This is a genomic window from Neisseria sp. HMSC070F02, assembly GCF_001814225.1.
GTDB classification, from domain to species: domain Bacteria; phylum Pseudomonadota; class Gammaproteobacteria; order Burkholderiales; family Neisseriaceae; genus Neisseria; species Neisseria meningitidis.
Window position 1 is genome coordinate 10,818 of record NZ_KV815429.1, and the last position, 17,327, is coordinate 28,144.

15 protein-coding genes and 1 pseudogene are annotated in these 17,327 nt (G+C 50.6%); 5 read left to right on the top strand and 11 right to left on the bottom strand.

Annotation, left to right across the window (positions count from 1 at the left end):
* Nucleotides 1-576 precede the first annotated feature (576 nt).
* Nucleotides 577-1,383 (bottom strand): sulfite exporter TauE/SafE family protein, encoded by an 807-nt coding sequence (locus tag HMPREF2959_RS05610; RefSeq protein ID WP_002243584.1) that lies wholly within the window; start codon nt 1,381-1,383, stop codon nt 577-579.
* Nucleotides 1,384-2,130: a CDP-diacylglycerol--serine O-phosphatidyltransferase gene (gene pssA / locus HMPREF2959_RS05615; RefSeq protein WP_002213318.1), complete on the bottom strand. Its 747-nt coding sequence runs from the start codon at nt 2,128-2,130 to the stop codon at nt 1,384-1,386.
* A 582-nt stretch (nt 2,131-2,712) separates the two neighbouring features.
* On the opposite strand from pssA, the gene HMPREF2959_RS05625 reads away from it, so the two are divergent.
* Nucleotides 2,713-3,195, top strand: a complete 483-nt coding sequence (locus tag HMPREF2959_RS05625) for a DUF4189 domain-containing protein (protein WP_002234958.1) — start codon at nt 2,713-2,715, stop codon at nt 3,193-3,195.
* Between the two features lie 51 nt (nt 3,196-3,246).
* Here HMPREF2959_RS05625 and HMPREF2959_RS05630 read toward each other — a convergent pair whose 3' ends face one another.
* Nucleotides 3,247-4,458 (bottom strand): uracil-xanthine permease family protein, encoded by a 1,212-nt coding sequence (locus HMPREF2959_RS05630; protein ID WP_002234957.1) that lies wholly within the window; start codon nt 4,456-4,458, stop codon nt 3,247-3,249.
* Nucleotides 4,459-4,680: 222 nt separating this feature from the next.
* On the opposite strand from HMPREF2959_RS05630, the gene HMPREF2959_RS05635 reads away from it, so the two are divergent.
* From HMPREF2959_RS05635 to clpP, 3 genes are all read left to right on the top strand, one after another.
* A complete protein-coding gene (locus HMPREF2959_RS05635; protein ID WP_002225165.1) occupies nt 4,681-7,119 on the top strand; it encodes a DNA translocase FtsK in 2,439 nt (812 codons plus the stop codon).
* Between the two features lie 207 nt (nt 7,120-7,326).
* A complete protein-coding gene (gene tig, locus HMPREF2959_RS05640; protein WP_002243583.1) occupies nt 7,327-8,637 on the top strand; it encodes a trigger factor in 1,311 nt (436 codons plus the stop codon).
* A 95-nt stretch (nt 8,638-8,732) separates the two neighbouring features.
* Entirely contained in the window at nt 8,733-9,347 is a 615-nt protein-coding gene (clpP, locus tag HMPREF2959_RS05645) for an ATP-dependent Clp endopeptidase proteolytic subunit ClpP (protein WP_002217054.1), read from the top strand.
* Between the two features lie 55 nt (nt 9,348-9,402).
* Here clpP and ispG read toward each other — a convergent pair whose 3' ends face one another.
* The 8 genes and pseudogenes from ispG to HMPREF2959_RS05685 form a co-directional block, all read right to left on the bottom strand.
* Complete coding sequence (ispG, locus tag HMPREF2959_RS05650) at nt 9,403-10,668, bottom strand: flavodoxin-dependent (E)-4-hydroxy-3-methylbut-2-enyl-diphosphate synthase (protein WP_002243582.1); 1,266 nt, start codon at nt 10,666-10,668, stop codon at nt 9,403-9,405.
* A 15-nt stretch (nt 10,669-10,683) separates the two neighbouring features.
* Nucleotides 10,684-11,445, bottom strand: coding sequence for a type IV pilus biogenesis/stability protein PilW (gene pilW, locus HMPREF2959_RS05655; protein ID WP_002232579.1), 762 nt, complete (start codon nt 11,443-11,445; stop codon nt 10,684-10,686).
* A gap of 2 nt (nt 11,446-11,447) precedes the next feature.
* Nucleotides 11,448-12,542, bottom strand: a complete 1,095-nt coding sequence (gene rlmN, locus HMPREF2959_RS05660; RefSeq protein WP_002219171.1) for a dual-specificity RNA methyltransferase RlmN — start codon at nt 12,540-12,542, stop codon at nt 11,448-11,450.
* A 143-nt stretch (nt 12,543-12,685) separates the two neighbouring features.
* Nucleotides 12,686-13,111, bottom strand: coding sequence for a nucleoside-diphosphate kinase (ndk, locus tag HMPREF2959_RS05665; protein ID WP_002227270.1), 426 nt, complete (start codon nt 13,109-13,111; stop codon nt 12,686-12,688).
* 58 nt (nt 13,112-13,169) lie between these two features.
* Nucleotides 13,170-14,321: a cell division protein ZapE gene (gene zapE, locus HMPREF2959_RS05670; RefSeq protein ID WP_002220874.1), complete on the bottom strand. Its 1,152-nt coding sequence runs from the start codon at nt 14,319-14,321 to the stop codon at nt 13,170-13,172.
* A gap of 174 nt (nt 14,322-14,495) precedes the next feature.
* Nucleotides 14,496-14,606 (bottom strand): annotated as a pseudogene (locus HMPREF2959_RS12875) (IS5/IS1182 family transposase); the annotation flags it as partial.
* Between the two features lie 106 nt (nt 14,607-14,712).
* Entirely contained in the window at nt 14,713-15,540 is an 828-nt protein-coding gene (fghA, locus tag HMPREF2959_RS05680) for an S-formylglutathione hydrolase (RefSeq protein WP_002243581.1), read from the bottom strand.
* 8 nt (nt 15,541-15,548) lie between these two features.
* Complete coding sequence (locus HMPREF2959_RS05685; protein WP_198429964.1) at nt 15,549-16,658, bottom strand: S-(hydroxymethyl)glutathione dehydrogenase/class III alcohol dehydrogenase; 1,110 nt, start codon at nt 16,656-16,658, stop codon at nt 15,549-15,551.
* A gap of 147 nt (nt 16,659-16,805) precedes the next feature.
* Here HMPREF2959_RS05685 and HMPREF2959_RS05690 point away from each other — a divergent pair, with 147 nt between their 5' ends.
* Nucleotides 16,806-17,213 (top strand): MerR family transcriptional regulator, encoded by a 408-nt coding sequence (locus HMPREF2959_RS05690; RefSeq protein WP_002213348.1) that lies wholly within the window; start codon nt 16,806-16,808, stop codon nt 17,211-17,213.
* Nucleotides 17,214-17,327: the final 114 nt, after the last annotated feature.

Here is a 17,327-nt window from a genome sequence, read left to right on the forward strand (position 1 = left end):
ATAATTGAAATCAACAGATTACTAAAACACAGCCAAAATATTCAATTGACAAAAACTTTTCTGATTTTGAGAAATCTGTGAAAATCAGGGGATTATTTATTTTGAAAATGGTATCGGGCATAAAATTTGGCTGTGTTTCAATATGGTGCTGATAACATACTTTGTTTCAAAATGTTCAATAGGATAACTTCCTGATTGACCGAAAAATAATGGCCTTTTCCCTTGCAAGCAGTTGAAATCAACAGATTGTCAAAATACATCCTAAAAATTTAATAACTTATATATATGATTGCAAAGGTTACGGCTTGTATGCCGGTCATTATGGCGGAAATACCGTTTGGGAGGCAGCCGCATCGCGTGGAATCGGCACGGCAGGCGATGCGCCGATGCCTTCGGGCGTGAAGGCGGGGCAATCGGCAGTTTGGAAAAAGGCAATGGAATCTGTGGGCAGAAGAAGTTAAGGGTAAAAGTCGGGCGCACGGTCAGGTTGTCTGTCCTTTTGTCGGAACAGGAGACTGGGCAGCTTTGTCCTAATTAATTGCTTGTGCAAACGGTAAAAAGGTTTTTTCGTGTGTTTTAAAGCAGGTTGTACAGCATTTTTCCGGCAATCAAAAGCAACATAATGCCGAAGGATTTTTTGAGTTTGGCAGAAGAAAGTTTGTGAGCGGTTTTGACACCGAGCGGGGCAAAGGCAATGGTTGCCGCGCTGAGGACGGCGACGGCGGGCAGGTAAAGGAAGCCCAGTGACCCTTCGGGCAATCCTGCAATATTCAGGCCGTTGAGCAGATACGATATTGCGCCGGAGAGTGCAATCGGCCAGGCAAGGCCGGATGATGTGCCGATGGCTTTATGGGCGGGGAAGCCGCAGTGGATTAAGAAGGGGACGGAAAGTGAACCGCCGCCTATGCCGACCCAGCTCGACATTGTGCCGAACAGTGTGGAAACCGCAGTCAGTCCGGGCAGTCCGGGCAGCGGGCGGGATGCCGTCTGAGGGTCGGTATGCAGTGTTTTGAATGCGACGGCGGTTAAAAACAGGATGAAGAAAATTTGAAGCCCGAACGCGGGGATATATTTTGCGGAGAGTGCGCCCGTGAATACGCCGAATATCATACCCGGCATCATCGCAAATACGGTTTTCCAGTCGACCGCCCGTTTTTTGTGCTGCCCCAACATACTGGAAAAGGCGGTGAAGACCATGACGGCGAAGGATGTGCCGACGGCGAGGTGTTGCGCGTAAGGATGTTGTGCCAAACCCTGCAAATCAAGTACCCATAAAACGACAGGGACAATCAGCGTGCCGCCGCCTACGCCGAACAGACCGGCAATAAAACCTGCCGCACTGCCTACGGCAAGCAGGATTAAGATAATGTCCCAATGCCACATTTAATCCGCCTTTCTGTATTTTTTCCAGAATCGGCGTGCCGCCATAATGTAGCCGGACAGGCTGTATCCGAGAAAGAACAGGAAGAGGACGAGCGACGGTTCCCAAGTGACCAGAAGCAGCAATAAGACGGCAAGCAGCATTCCGACAAAGGGGACTTGTCTGCGGATGTTGATTTCTTTAAAACTCCAAAAAGGGATTTGGACAATCATCGACAGGCCGGCAAACAGTGTGATGCCCAATGCCCACCAGTGGACGGCGGGGAATTTTTCGACGCTGTGGTTGACCCAAATCAGCCCGACAATCAGCGCGGCGGCAGTCGGACTGGGCACGCCGATAAACCAGCGTTTGTCCACCTTGCCGATGAGCGTGTTGAACAGGGCGAGGCGCAGGGCGGCGCAGGCGCAGTAGATGAAGGCGACGGAATAACCGATTTTGCCGAACTGCCAAAGCTGCCATTTGTAGGCAATAAGCGCGGGGGCAACGCCGAAGCTGACCATATCGGCAAGGCTGTCGAGCTGCTCCCCGAACGCGCTTTGGCTGTTGGTCAGCCGCGCCACGCGCCCGTCCATACCGTCCAGCAACATAGAGATGAATACCGCGATGGCGGCGGTTTCATAACGTCCGTGCATGGATTGGGTGATTGCGTAAAATGCGGAAAACAGCGCGGCGATGGTAAAGGAGTTGGGCAGCAGGTAGATACTGTTTTGACGCAGGGAGCGTTGCGGGGTGTTGGTCGGGGTTTCCATAGCTGAAGTGTCTCACGGACGTGGAGAATCGATAGGGGATTATAACCCAAACCATTATCGAACAATACGCCCTTTAGGATGAAGCCCTCGGAGGCGGTTTGTTTTTCTGATGGCGGATGCTTTGCGGGGCGGTTTGACTCTGCCTGCCACCGGGTGTGTTGTTTCGGATTTTTGCCGGATGGATATTGTTGCCGGGCATTTCTGGGCTTGCCGGAAGGTATCGGGGGGAGGGCATCGGAATATGCGGTGCGCCGTTCAAACCGGGGCGGCGTTTCCCTATTTTCAGGGAGTTGCAGGTTTCAACAAATTGAAAGATATTTTTTGCATTTCCGACCGTATGCTGATTTTGAAACGGGATAAATTATAGGACAAGGTTTTTCGCCCGCCGCAAAGGTTGGCCGCAATGCCGTCTGAAAACAACGGCTTGCCGCTAAGGCGGCGGTATGCGGATTTGCGCTGCCGAAATCGGTTTGCCATACCCGGCGGTGCAATCTGCGGGGAGGGATAAGCCGATAAGGCGGGACTTATCCTGTTTTTTGTTTATAATGCAACAGAATTTGGACGAACCGTCGGGAATTTATCATGATGAAAAAGATACTGGCCGTATCGGCACTATGCCTGATGACTGCGGCGGCACGGGCTGCCGATACTTACGGCTATCTCGCCGTTTGGCAGAATCCGCAGAATGCGGACGATGTTTTGCAGGTTAAAACTACAAAAGAAGATTCGACGAAAAGCGAAGCGTTTGCCGAGTTGGAAGCCTTTTGCAAAGGTCAGGACACGCTTGCGGGCATTGCCGAAGACGAGCCGACCGGATGCCGGTCGGTCGTGTCGCTGAACAATACCTGTGTCGCGCTGGCATACCCGAAAGCCTTGGGCGCGATGCGCGTTGAAAACGCCGTTGTGATTACTTCTCCGCGTTTTACGAGCGTTCATCAGGTCGCACTCAACCAGTGCATCAAAAAATACGGCGCACAGGGACAATGCGGCTTGGAAACAGTGTATTGCACGTCTTCTTCTTATTACGGCGGAACTGTGCGCTCTTTGATTCAAAATCTCAAATAAAACGGAAAATGCCGTCTGAAAGATGTTCAGACGGCATTTCCATATCGACGGTCAGGATTCTTTCGGATCGGGCAGCAGGCTGTTCAACACAATGGCAAGTACGGCGCACAAGCCCACGCCGGCAAAGCTGAAGCTGCCCAATTTGAGCGTCATGCCGCCGATGCCCGTGGTCAGTACCGAGCTGACGATGACCAGGTTTTTCGGCAGCATCAAATCGACTTTGGCATCAATCAGCGTTTTCACGCCCAAAGAAGCAATCGTGCCGAACAGCAGCAGCATAATGCCACCCATCACGGGCATCGGAATGGAAGCCAAAAACGCATTGAATTTGCCGAAAAACGCCATGCAGACGGCAAAAACCGCCGCCCAAGTCATGATGACAGGGTTACTGTTTTTGGTAATCATCACCGCACCCGTTACTTCGCCGTAGGTCGTAACCGGCGGGCCGCCGATCAGACCGGCAACGCACACGCCCAAACCGTCGCCCGCAAGGGTTTTGTCCAAGCCCGGGTCTTTCGTATAGTCTTTCCCCGTCACATTGCCGATTGCCATGATGCCGCCGATGTGTTCGATGGCGGGGGCGACGGCAACGGGCAGCATAAACAGTGCAGCCTGCCAGTTGATCTGAGGCGTTTCAAAATGGGGAACGGCGAACCAGGGCGCGTGTGCAATGCTTGCCGTGTCCACCAGTCCCATCAGCAGTGCCAAAACATAACCCGAAGCGACACCGATCAAGATGGGAATCAGCTTCATCATCCTGCTGCCGAAAACCGATACGATGGCGGTAACGGCAAAGGTAAAGCCGGAAAGAATCAGCGAATCGGTATAGTCGATGACCTGTTTGCCGTCCGCCTGACCCATTGCCATGCTGCTTGCCGCCACGGCAACAGACAGACCGATGACCATGATGACGGGGCCGATGACGACCGGAGGCAGCAGTTTGTGTACCGCTGCCAGTCCGCGCCAACGGATCAGCGCGGCAAACACAAAATACATAAAGCCGGCGGCAAACAGTCCGAACATGGTGGAAGGCAGCCCCCATTCGCCGACGGAGTAGATAATCGGTGCGATAAAGGCAAACGAAGAACCAAGAAAAATCGGCACTTTGCGTTTGGTTGTGATTTGGAACAGCAGCGTTCCCAAGCCTGCGCCCAAAAGCGCAAGAGCCGGATTCAGACCGGTCAGCAGGGGAACCAGCACCATTGCGCCGAATGCCACAAATAAAATCTGTGCACCGGAAACGGCAAGTTTCAGTTGGTTCATACCATCTTCTTTCAATCGGTTCAAACGGCACGGATTATACTGGTTTGCCGAGGGTCTGCGTAAAAATACATATGGCGGGCAACAGATATGCCGTCTGAAAGGCAATGTCTGTCTGTTGCAGGATGAAAGCAGGAGAAATGGAGTATAATCCGACACTTTCCATATTCAATCCGCAAGCCGTCCGGCTTCCTTATTTCAGACGGCATTTTCCGGTAATACGGCATGACAGAAAAATCCCATAAAAAAACAGCAAAAGGCAGGGCGGGAAGCCCGTCCCCAACGTCCGCACGCAACAAGAAAGCCGACAACGGCGCACGGGGCAATAAAGTTTCCGAGCGGCTCAAGGCGGTCAAAGAGTTGCAGAAAACCGAAACCAAAAAGGCGCGTCCCGAACATGTCGTCAACCTTATCGGCGACGCACTGTGGCTGATGGGTTTGGCGGCAACCCTGTATTTGGCGATTTCCCTGATCAGTTTCGATATGGGCGATCCGTCTTGGTCGCACAGTTCGCCGGTTGTGGAAGATGTCGCCAATTGGGGCGGACTGTTCGGCGCGTATGTTGCCGATGTCGGCTATTATCTTTTCGGCTGGTCGTTCTGGTGGTGGATAGCGGCTGCCTGCGTCGTGCTGTATAAAAATTTCCGCCTGCACGCAAAACAGACGGAAAACGAGGCATACAACCACAAAATCGCTGCCGCCGCGCTGTTTGTCCTGACGGTCTTCAGCCCCGTCTTGGAGTATTTTGTGCTGGGCGGAAAATATGCCGACTCCCTGCCTGTCGGAGCAGGCGGTATGGTCGGCATACGCGTCGGCGCAGTGTTTGCGTGGCTGCTGGGGAAATCGGGCAGCCTGCTGATTATCTTGGTTGTTCTGCTGTTGTCGTTGTCCCTGCTGGTGCAGATTTCATGGCTGGAATTTTTGAACGGTGCGGGCAGGGCGGTTCAAAACCGCCTGAGTGCCTTATCCGGCAAGGTCATGGCTTTAGGAAAACGCCGGCCGAATACCAAAACAGACGGTGTCGATACCCAAAATACACGGCGCATGGTAAAAGAAGCCAAGAATATTACGGCCAAACCCGTTGCCTTGCCCGAAGGCAGCAGCAGCAACCGCAAATCCGTCGCGGTTTCCGTCGCGCCGCCGCCCAAAATTCAGGTTTCTCTGTTTGAAGATGACGAACCTCGGCAGGCGGGCGAATACCACAAGCCTACATTGAACCTATTGCGGATTCCTGACAGCGAACCCGTCAGCATCAATCCCGCCGAATTGGAGCGCACTGCCGAACTGATCGAATCCAAACTGGCAGAATTCGGCATCGGCGTACAAGTCGTATCCGCCACATCCGGCCCCGTCATCACGCGCTACGAAATCGAACCCGCGCAAGGTGTTAAAGGCAGCCAAATTGTTGCCTTGTCGAAAGATTTGGCACGCTCTATGTCGCTGCAGTCCGTGCGTATCGTCGAAACCATCGCAGGTAAAAACACGATGGGCATCGAGTTGCCCAACGACAAACGCCAAGACGTGATGTTGAGTGAAATCTTGTCCTCGCCCGTGTTTGCCGAAGCCAAATCCAAGCTGACCGTCGCGCTGGGCAAAGACATTGCCGGTACCCCCGTTGTCGGCGACTTGGCGAAAATGCCGCACCTTTTGGTCGCCGGTATGACTGGTTCGGGCAAGTCCGTCGGCGTGAACGGCATGATTATGTCTATGCTTTTCAAAGCTACGCCCGACGAAGTCCGCTTTATCATGATAGACCCGAAAATGCTTGAGTTGAGCATTTACGACGGCATTCCGCACCTGCTCTGCCCGGTTGTAACCGATATGCGCGAAGCAGGGCAGGCGTTGAACTGGTGCGTCGCCGAAATGGAAAAACGCTACCGCCTGCTTTCCCATGCCGGTGTGCGTAATTTGGAGGGCTTCAACCAAAAAGTCGAAGCCGCAAAAGCGGCAGGCAAGCCGCTGCTCAATCCGTTCAGCCTGAACCCCGACGAGCCCGAGCCGCTGGAAAAACTGCCGTTGATTGTGGTCGTTATCGACGAACTTGCCGACCTGATGATGACCGAACGCAAAGCCGTCGAGCAGCAAATCGCCCGTCTCGCCCAAAAAGCGCGCGCCGCCGGTATCCATATGATTGTCGCCACCCAACGTCCCAGTGTCGATGTCGTTACCGGCCTGATTAAAGCCAACATCCCGACGCGTATGGCGTTTACCGTGCAAAGCAAAATCGACAGCCGTACCATCCTCGACCAAATGGGCGCGGACGAACTGCTCAAATATGGCGATTCGCTGTTCCTCCAGCCCGGCAGTGCCGAACCGACTCGCCTGCAAGGCGCGTTTGTTTCAGACGACGAAGTACATCAAGTCGTCAACTACGTCAAATCGCAAGCCCCAGCCGACTATATTGAAGGTCTGCTCAGCGGCGAGGCCGCGCTGGAAACTGCCAATATCGTTAATCCGAATGCAGACAGCGACGAATTGTTCGATCAGGCAGTCGCCTATGTTTTGGAAAGCAAAAAAACCTCCATTTCGTCTTTGCAGCGGCAGCTGCGCATCGGCTATAACCGCGCGGCAAACCTGATGGAGGCACTGGAAAATGCGGGTGTCGTTTCTTCCACCGACCTCAACGGCAGCCGTAAAATTTTGGCGCACAAGGACCATTTGTAGCCCGTATTGCAAAATGCCGTCTGAACGGCGGAATTGGCGTTTCAGACGGCATATTATGTTTCAGGCGAAACATTGTGATATACTTGCCAGCTAAAATTTCCCCTTTGCGGCAATGCGGTTCAAATATCGTACCGTTGCGCTGTTTGCTTCCCCATGTAGGGAAGAAAGTTTATCATTTTATCAACACAACAAATTTAAGGGCTTATGATGAGCGTAACTGTTGAAACTTTAGAAAATCTGGAACGCAAAGTAGTGTTGTCCCTGCCTTGGTCCGAAATCAACGCAGAAACCGATAAAAAACTGAAACAAACCCAACGCCGTGCAAAAATCGACGGTTTCCGTCCGGGTAAAGCACCTTTAAAAATGATTGCCCAAATGTACGGTGCGAGCGCACAAAACGACGTGATCAACGAGCTGGTGCAACGCCGCTTCTACGATGTTGCCGTTGCCCAAGAGTTGAAAGTGGCAGGCTTCCCCCGTTTTGAAGGCGTTGAAGAACAAGACGATAAAGAGTCTTTCAAAGTTGCCGCCATTTTTGAAGTGTTCCCCGAAGTCGTTATCGGCGATTTGTCTGCACAAGAAGTTGAAAAAGTAACCGCTTCCGTCGGTGATGCCGAAGTGGACCAAACCGTAGAAATCCTGCGCAAACAACGCACCCGCTTCAACCATGTCGAACGCGAAGCCCGAAACGGCGACCGCGTCATCATTGACTTTGAAGGCAAAATCGACGGCGAACCTTTTGCCGGCGGCGCATCCAAAAACTACGCCTTCGTATTGGGCGCAAGTCAAATGCTGCCTGAATTTGAAGCCGGCGTAGTCGGCATGAAGGCTGGCGAAAGTAAAGACGTTACCGTCAATTTCCCTGAAGACTACCACGGTAAAGACGTTGCCGGTAAAACTGCCGTGTTCACCATTACGCTGAACAACGTTTCCGAAGCGACTCTGCCTGAAGTCGATGCAGATTTTGCAAAAGCCTTGGGTATTGCGGATGGCGACGTTGCCAAAATGCGCGAAGAAGTGCAGAAAAACGTAAGCCGCGAAGTGGAACGCCGCGTAAACGAACAAACCAAAGAATCCGTAATGAACGCGCTGCTCAAAGCCGTAGAGCTGAAAGCACCTGTTGCTTTGGTCAATGAAGAAGCCGCACGCTTGGCAAACGAAATGAAACAAAATTTTGTTAACCAAGGTATGGCTGATGCTGCCAACTTGGATCTGCCTTTGGATATGTTCAAAGAACAAGCCGAACGCCGCGTGTCTTTGGGTCTGATTTTGGCCAAACTGGTTGATGAAAACAAACTGGAACCGACTGAGGAGCAAGTCAAAGCCGTTGTCGCCAACTTCGCAGAAAGCTACGAAGATCCTCAAGAAGTAATCGACTGGTACTACGCAGAGCCTTCCCGCCTGCAAGCCCCGACTTCTTTGGCGATAGAAAGCAACGTCGTTGATTTCGTTTTGGGTAAAGCCAAAGTAAACGAAAAAGCTTTGTCTTTTGACGAAGTGATGGGCGCGCAAGCCTGATTATCCTGAAAATGCCGTCTTAGGGCAGTTTTTGAAAGCACCGAAGCCGCTTTTAAAGCCCGCTTTGGTGCTTTTACATCATGAAAGGAGACGAAATGTCTTTTGATAACTATCTTGTCCCTACCGTTATCGAGCAGAGCGGTCGCGGTGAGCGTGCATTCGATATCTATTCCCGGCTTTTGAAAGAGCGCATCGTATTCTTGGTCGGCCCGGTAACCGACGAGTCCGCCAATCTGGTGGTTGCCCAACTGTTGTTTTTGGAAAGTGAGAATCCGGATAAGGATATTTTCTTCTATATTAACTCGCCAGGCGGTTCGGTAACCGCCGGTATGTCGATTTACGACACCATGAATTTTATCAAGCCCGATGTATCGACTTTGTGCTTGGGGCAGGCAGCAAGTATGGGCGCGTTCTTATTGTCGGCAGGCGAAAAAGGCAAACGTTTCGCCCTGCCCAACAGCCGGATTATGATTCACCAGCCTTTAATCAGCGGAGGCTTGGGCGGTCAGGCATCCGATATTGAAATTCACGCACGCGAACTGTTGAAAATCAAAGAAAAACTCAACCGCCTGATGGCGAAACATTGCGGCCGCGATTTGGCAGATTTGGAGCGCGACACCGACCGTGATAATTTCATGTCCGCCGAAGAGGCTAAAGAATATGGTCTGATTGATCAAATCTTGGAGAACCGTGCTTCTTTACAGTTTTAATAAGAAATCTGAGAGAAACAAATGCCGTCTGAAAACAGTTCAGACGGCATTTGTCTTATAGGGACTGTATTGGGATGATTTTGTTCTGGTTGCGTTTGGAGCCGTTTTCGCCGTAGTTGGTTTTGACATACTCTTCAACAATAGCCAAAAATTCCGTTGCAATGTTGTCGCCTTTCAGTGTGACTTTGCGCTCCCCGTCCACATAAACCGGCGCGACGGGTGTTTCTCCCGTACCGGGCAGGCTGATGCCGATGTCGGCCAATTTGCTTTCTCCGGGCCCATTGACAACGCAGCCCATTACGGCAACGTTCAGGGATTCAACCCCGGGATAAAGGGTACGCCATATAGACATTTTTTGGCGCAGGTAATTTTGAACATCTTGTGCCAGCTCTTGAAATACGGTACTGGTGGTACGCCCGCAGCCGGGGCAGGCGGTAACCATCGGCGTAAACGAACGCAATCCCATAGTTTGTAAAATCTCTTGCCCGACGACGACCTCCTGAGTACGCGGGCTGCCAGGTTCCGGAGTCAGTGAAATGCGGATGGTGTCGCCGATTCCTTCTTGAAGCAAGACGGATAATGCCGCCGTTGATGCGACAATGCCTTTGCTGCCCATACCGGCTTCGGTCAAACCCAAATGCAGCGGATAGGCGCAACGGCTGCCCAGTTCGCGGTAAACCTGAATCAAATCCTGAACCGCGCTGACTTTGCACGACAGGATGATTTTGTCTTCGGGCAGTCCCAATAGAACGGCTTTTTCGGCAGATTCCAAAGCGGAGACAATCAGTGCTTCCTTCGTCACTTCTTCGGGCGGTTTCGGCGCGGAAGAAGCGAGGTTGGCATCCATCATACGTTTGGCGAGGCTTTGATCCAAAGAACCCCAGTTTACGCCGATGCGGACGGCTTTATCGTTTTCAGCAGCAGTCCGAATCATAAAGGCAAATTTTTCATCGCCTTTTACGCCTTTGCCGACATTGCCGGGATTGATGCGGTATTTGGACAATGCTTTGCCGCATTCGGGAAATTCCGCCAACAGGCGTTCGCCGTTGAAGTGGAAATCGCCGATAAGTGGTGTGGCATAGCCCATATCGTCCAAGCGGCGGCGGATTTCGGCAACTTTGGACGCGGCTTCGGGGCTGTTGACGGTAATACGCACCATTTCGGATCCGGCATCGCTCAATTTCTTAATCTGCAATGCGGTGGCTTTTGCATCGGCAGTGTCGGTGTTGGTCATAGATTGGATAACGACGGGTGCTTCTGAACCGACGGTAATATGATCGATGCGGACTTGATGCGTCTTGCGGCGTTGGAGTGTGTTCATATGGTTTGAATCTGTTTATTGACCGATGAGGACGGTTTGCAATTCTTCCGAGTAGGGGAAATTCGCCTGCAATTGTGCTTCATATTCGTATGCCGCCTGTGCGTTGCCGAGGGCTTTGGCAATTTTCCAGCCTAGCAGCAAATCATCGGCCTGAAGGACTTCTACCCTGCTTTGGTATTTTTTAAAGTAGTAATCGGCATCGCCCAACTGCCCGGCCAGCATTTTGGTGCGCGCCAGTTCTTTAAATGCGGGTGGGAACTGCGGCTGGGCGGCGAGGGAACGTTTCAAATAGGCTTCCGCCAATCCGAATTGCCCCTGTTTTGCGCTGCATATGCCTTTATTCAGGTTGGCAATATAAGGGGTCGGGTAGGTGGGGTCGGCCAGGGCTTTGTCGAAATATGCCATAGATTCGGCAGGGCGGTTGAGCCTGCCGCACAGGAACCAGCCGTAGTTGTTGTTGATTTCGGCACTGTCGGGTTTGATGGAGAGGGCTTGCCGGAAACTTTCCTGCGCCTTGTCGTTAACTTTCAGGTATTGATAGATTTCGGCACGGACCAGCCAGGCAAGCTCGTTTTTAGGGTCTGATTTCAAGGCGTCTTCAATACTTGCCGTCGCCTGACGGTAGTCCTGACCGCGCATATATTCCATTGCCAACTGGGTTTTGATATTGGAAACCTGATTGGCTTTTTCTGCCCGCGAGGGGCGGTAGGAAGTGCTGCACGCGCCCAAGGCAAGGACAAGTAATAAAGAGATTCGTTTGGATGGCTTAAAAGGCATAATTACCCCTGTTGTCCGATTAAAATCTGCTGCCATTTTTGTTGGCGGCGCGTTTTATCCTGAACCTGCCCCGCCAACTGTCCGCAGGCGGCATCGATGTCGTCGCCGCGCGTTTTTCGTACGGTAACGACAAATCCTGCCTGCTGCAAAATATCGCGGAACACACGGATGTTCTCATTGCTGGAGCGTTCGTATCCGGAGTTTGGGAAGGGATTGAACGGAATCAGATTGAACTTGCAGGGAACATCTGTGACCAGTTCGATCAGTTCGCGCGCATGTTGCGCCTTATCGTTTATTCCGTCCAACATGACGTATTCGAAAGTGATGAAATCCCTGGGTGCTTTGACCAGATAGCGTTGGCATGCGGCCATCAATTCTTTCAAGGGATATTTTTTGTTCAACGGTACGATTTGGTTGCGGACTTCGTCATTGGAAGCGTGGAGGGAAACCGCCAAAGCCACCGGCATGACATCGCGCAACCTGTCCATTTGGGGAACCATACCCGAAGTGGAAACGGTTACGCGGCGGCGGCTCAAACCGTAGCCGTGGTCGTCCAGCATGATGCTTAAGGCGGTAACGACATTGTCGAAGTTCGCCATCGGCTCGCCCATGCCCATCATGACGACGTTGGAAATCACGCGCTCGTTTTTCGGTGTAACGCCCATCGCTTTGTTTGCCCACCACAATTGCCCGATGATTTCGGCAGCAGTCAAATTGCGGTTGAAGCCCTGCCGGCCGGTCGAACAAAATGTACATTCCAAAGCGCAGCCGACTTGTGAGGAAATGCAGAGCGTGCCGCGATCCGATTCGGGGATGAAGACGGTTTCCACCCCGTTGCCCGTACCGACATCCAAAAGCCATTTTCGAGTGCCGTCTGAAGATTTTTGAGACATCATCAGCTTGGGAATTTCGATGCCTGCCTGTTCGTTCAGTTTATGGCGCAACGATTTTGCCAAATCGGTCATTTCGTCAAAATTTTGCGCGCCGGATTGGTGCATCCAACGCATAACCTGTTTGGCACGGAAAGGTTTTTCGCCCATATCGGCAAAATGTCGGGTCAGCCCTTGGAGGTCGTAGTTGAGCAGATTGGTTTTCATGTATTTGTGTTTTTCTTAAATTAAGGCTTCAAATAAAAAATTGCAGGGCAGGCAAGTTTGATTTGAAGCCTTTTGCAACAGAGTTTTCAGACGGCATGGATATATTTTATGCCGTCTGAAGAGGAGTTGTGCGGTGTATTGTATCAACGGGGGCAGATTTCGGTTTGGCTGAAAAAGTAGGCAATTTCCAAAGCGGCATTTTCCGGAGTGTCCGAGCCGTGTACGGCATTGATGCTGACCGAAGTGGCAAAGTCCGCGCGTATCGTGCCTTCGGCGGCTTCGGCGGGATTGGTCGCCCCCATCAGTTCGCGGTTTTTCAGAACGGCGTTTTCGCCTTCCAGTACTTGAATCATAACCGGACCGCCGGTCATAAATTCAACCAATCCGGCGTAGAAGGGGCGGTCTTTATGAACCGCATAAAATTCTTGCGCCTCTTTGAGGGTAAGCTGCTTCATTTTGGCGGCAACGATTTTCAGACCGTTCTCCTCAAAGCGGCTGTATATTTTGCCGATAACGTTTTTGCCGACGGCATCGGGTTTGATGATGGAGATGGTACGTTCAATCGCCATGCTATATCCTTATTTTTACTTAAGAAGAATCAAATCGGTATTCTATCAAAAAAATAACTTATCCGCCTGAAGCCTTGGGAGATAGGGTCAGGTGCGGCTGTTCCAAATAAACTTCGGACTGCATTTCGACCATCCGGCTGGCGGTGCGGGTAAATTCTTCGGCAAAATCGCCTTCCGTATAGATATGGTTGACATCTACCGCGCCGGTGGCACACAGTTTGACCCGGAAATCGTAGAGTACGTCAATCAGCCAAGTCAGCCGCCGCGCCTCCGCCTTTTCTTGCGGTGAGAGTTGTTCCAAACCTGAAATAAAAACCATTTCATAATGTTCGGCCAAATACAGATAGTCGGACTGTGAGCGGGGGCCGAAGCACAGTGCGCGGAAATCAAACCATATGGCACGGCCGGACTCGGCTTTGTGGGGAATCTCCCGACCGTGGATGGTGCTGATGCCGGGGTTCAAATCGGTAATGCCTGTCATTTCTTTGAACAGTTTTGCCAGTTTTGCCTCATTTTCTTCATTGGCAGGCGTAAAGAAAATCTCGGCGGGGCGGAGGGTACGCAGTCGGTAGTCTTCACCGCCGTCAACGTTTAAGACGGTCAGGCTGGACTCGATGAGCGCGATTGTGGGAAGAAAACTGCTCCGGTTTTGACCTTGCGGGTAGAGTTCGGAAGGCGCGTAGTTTGAAGTCGCCACCAAAACAACGCCCTCGTTAAGCAGGTTTTCCAGCAGACGGCCTAAAATCATTGCATCCGCAATATCGCTGACATGAAATTCGTCAAAACATAATACGCGGGTTTCTTTGGCAATCTCGGCGGCAACGGATTTCAACGGGTTGCTTTCGCTTTTCAGGGTTTTCAGCCTCTGGTGGATTTCTGCCATAAAGGCATGAAAGTGGACGCGGCGTTTGCGGCGGTAAGGGAGGCAGCCGAAAAAAGCGTCCATCAGAAAGCTTTTGCCGCGTCCGACCCCGCCATAGAAATAAAGCCCTTTGGGGACTTGCGGGGAACGCAAACTCCTGCCTAAAAAACGGTTTCTTTTGCGTTTGAACATCATCAATTCGGTCCAAAGCCGATCGAGGTGTTCGATGGCGGCTGCCTGCGCGTCGTCGCGGATGAAGTTGGGCAGTTGTGAGGCAGCCTGATACCAAGTCAGCGGGCTGTGATTTTCAAACGGCGGGGCTTTAAAAAGTTGGTCTCTATTACTCATATTTAACCTTGTTATACTTCTTGCGGCTAAGAAAGAAAATGCTTACCGTCGGTATTATAAATGATTTCCTTCAAACTTGGCATTTTCCGTGGAAAAGAATAATGACGCGCACAAGGGGGTATAAGCAAAGGCGGCGTTTCAATATGGTGCAGATATGAGCTCAAATGCCTTTTATAGTAGATTAAATTTAAACCAGTACAGCGTTGCCTCGCCTTGCCGTACTATCTGTACTGTCTGCGGCTTCGTCGCCTTGTCCTGATTTAAATTTAATCCACTATAATCCGTAGAGTCGGCTCCTTCCGGCTCAGACGGCATACGTTTATGCCGGCACTTCTTACCGCCCTCGTGCCGGCTATCCCAAAACTGCTTTGAACACTGAACGCTCTTTGGTTTACTTCAAAAACGCGGCGTGATAAGCAATATGCTCGCCAATAAAACTGGCGATGAAGTAATAACTATGGTCGTAGCCTTTGTGGAAGCGCACATCGACCGGCTGGTTTGCCGCACGACAGGTTTCGATAAAATCTTCGGTACGCAATTGTGTCGGCAAAAACTCATCTTCCAAGCCCTGATCAATGCGTATACCTTGCACTTTATAGCCTTGTTGAATGAGCGAGCTGGCATCATATTGCTGCCATTTTTCACGATCTTCCCCTAAATAAGCAGTAAAGGCCTTTTCTCCCCAAGGCACGAGGCTTGGCGATAAAATAGGCGAAAAAGCAGAAACGCTTTGATAACGTTTCCGATTTCGCAGTGCCAATACCAATGCACCGTGTCCGCCCATTGAATGCCCCATAATGGAACGTTTGCCGTTAGTAGAGAAATTTGCTTCAACCAAATCAGGCAATTCGTTCAAGATATAATCATACATTTGATAATTCGTCGCCCAAGGCTGCTCAGTTGCATTAAGATAAAAGCCCGCACCTTGTCCTAAATCGTAAGCCGCATCGTTCGGCACTTGCTCTCCGCGAGGGCTGGTATCAGGGGCAAGCACAATCACTTGATGTTCTGCTGCATAAAGCTGAAAGCCTGATTTAGTAATGAAATTTTGTTCCGTACACGTCAAGCCGGAAAGCCAATAAATCACACCAAGCGGTTGATTTTCCGAATTATTTGGCAAATAGACGGCAAATTTCATTTCGCATTGCAGCGTTTGGGCATGATGCGCCCAAACTTGTTGCGAACCGCCAAAAATTTGATGTTGTTCCATCAGTTTCATCGCATACCTTAGTAGTGAATAACGGCGCGGATCGATTTACCTTCGTGCATTAAGTCAAAGGCTTCATTGATTTGATCGAGTGTCATTGTGTGGGTTACAAACGGTTCTAACTCAATGTCGCCTTTCATTGAATCTTCCACCATTTTCGGCAGTTCAGAGCGACCTTTCACACCGCCAAATGCTGAACCTTTCCAAACACGACCTGTTACCAACTGGAACGGACGCGTTGAAATTTCTTGTCCTGCACCTGCTACGCCGATGATAATGGATTGACCCCAACCACGGTGTGCACTTTCTAATGCCTGACGCATTACGTTTACGTTGCCGATACATTCAAAGGTATGGTCAATGCCCCATTTATTAATGTCTAACAACACATCTTTGATCGGTTTATCGTAATCGTTCGGGTTCAAACAATCCGTTGCACCGAACTGTTTTGCCAACTCAAATTTTGATGGATTGGTATCAATGGCGATAATGCGGCCGGCTTTGGCTTGACGCGCACCTTGCACCACCGCCAAACCAATCGCGCCTAAGCCAAACACGGCAACAGAGTCGCCTTCTTGCACTTTTGCCGTATTATGTACCGCACCAATACCTGTGGTAACGCCGCAGCCGAGCAAACATACTTGTTCATGGTTGGCTTCAGGGTTGATTTTCGCCAGTGAAACTTCGGCAACAACGGAGTATTCACTGAAAGTCGAACAGCCCATATAGTGATAGATTGGCTGACCTTGATAAGAAAAACGCGTCGTGCCGTCCGGCATTAAGCCTTTACCTTGTGTATCACGCACTGAGACGCACAAGTTGGTTTTACCTGAACAACAAAACTCACATTCGCCACATTCGGCGGTGTAAAGCGGAATCACGTGATCACCCGGTTTTACGCTTGACACACCTTCGCCCACAGCAACGACCACACCCGCACCTTCGTGTCCAAGCACCACAGGGAATACGCCTTCAGGATCGCTTCCTGATAACGTAAACGCATCAGTATGGCACACGCCAGTGTGGGTATTGCGGATTAACACCTCGCCTTTACGCGGCATTTCTACGTCGATTTCCACAATTTGTAAGGGTTGGTTAGGGGCGAATGCCACCGCCGCACGAGATTTGATGGTTGAATCGGCTTGTTTCATTTCCATTGTCTTTCCTCTTAATTCATTGACAAAGTTGCCTTGCCTGAGCAACATAGCAACAGTTTACACTTTAGAGTTAACTCTAAAGCAAGTGTTTTTTACTGTTTTTGTTTAGAAGGAGGGAAAATGACTTATACTACTGCCAAAGCCGCCGAAAAAATAGGCATCTCCGCCCACACCCTACGTTTTTACGACAAAGAAGGTTTGTTGCCCAATATCGGACGTGATGAATACGGTAACCGCTGTTTTACCGATAACGATTTGCAATGGTTGGGCTTATTGCAATGCTTGAAAAATACGGGAATGAGCTTAAAAGACATCAAACGCTTTGCGGAATGTACCGTCATTGGCGACGATACCATTGAAGAACGCCTTTCCTTGTTTGAAAATCAAATAGAAAATGTGAAGTGTCAAATTGCCGAATTAAAACGCTATTTAGATTTGCTTGAATACAAATTGGCGTTTTACCAAAAAGCGAAAGCATTAGGCTCGGTAAAAGCTGTAAATTTGCCGCAAATTCCTGAAACGGCTTAGTTTTAGTGCAATAAGCAGGATTTTTGTCCTGTTCGTAATAGAAATCAAAAATTTGTTGTTTAAAAAGCGGATTGTAAGCAATGATATAGTGGATTAACAAAAATCAGGACAAGG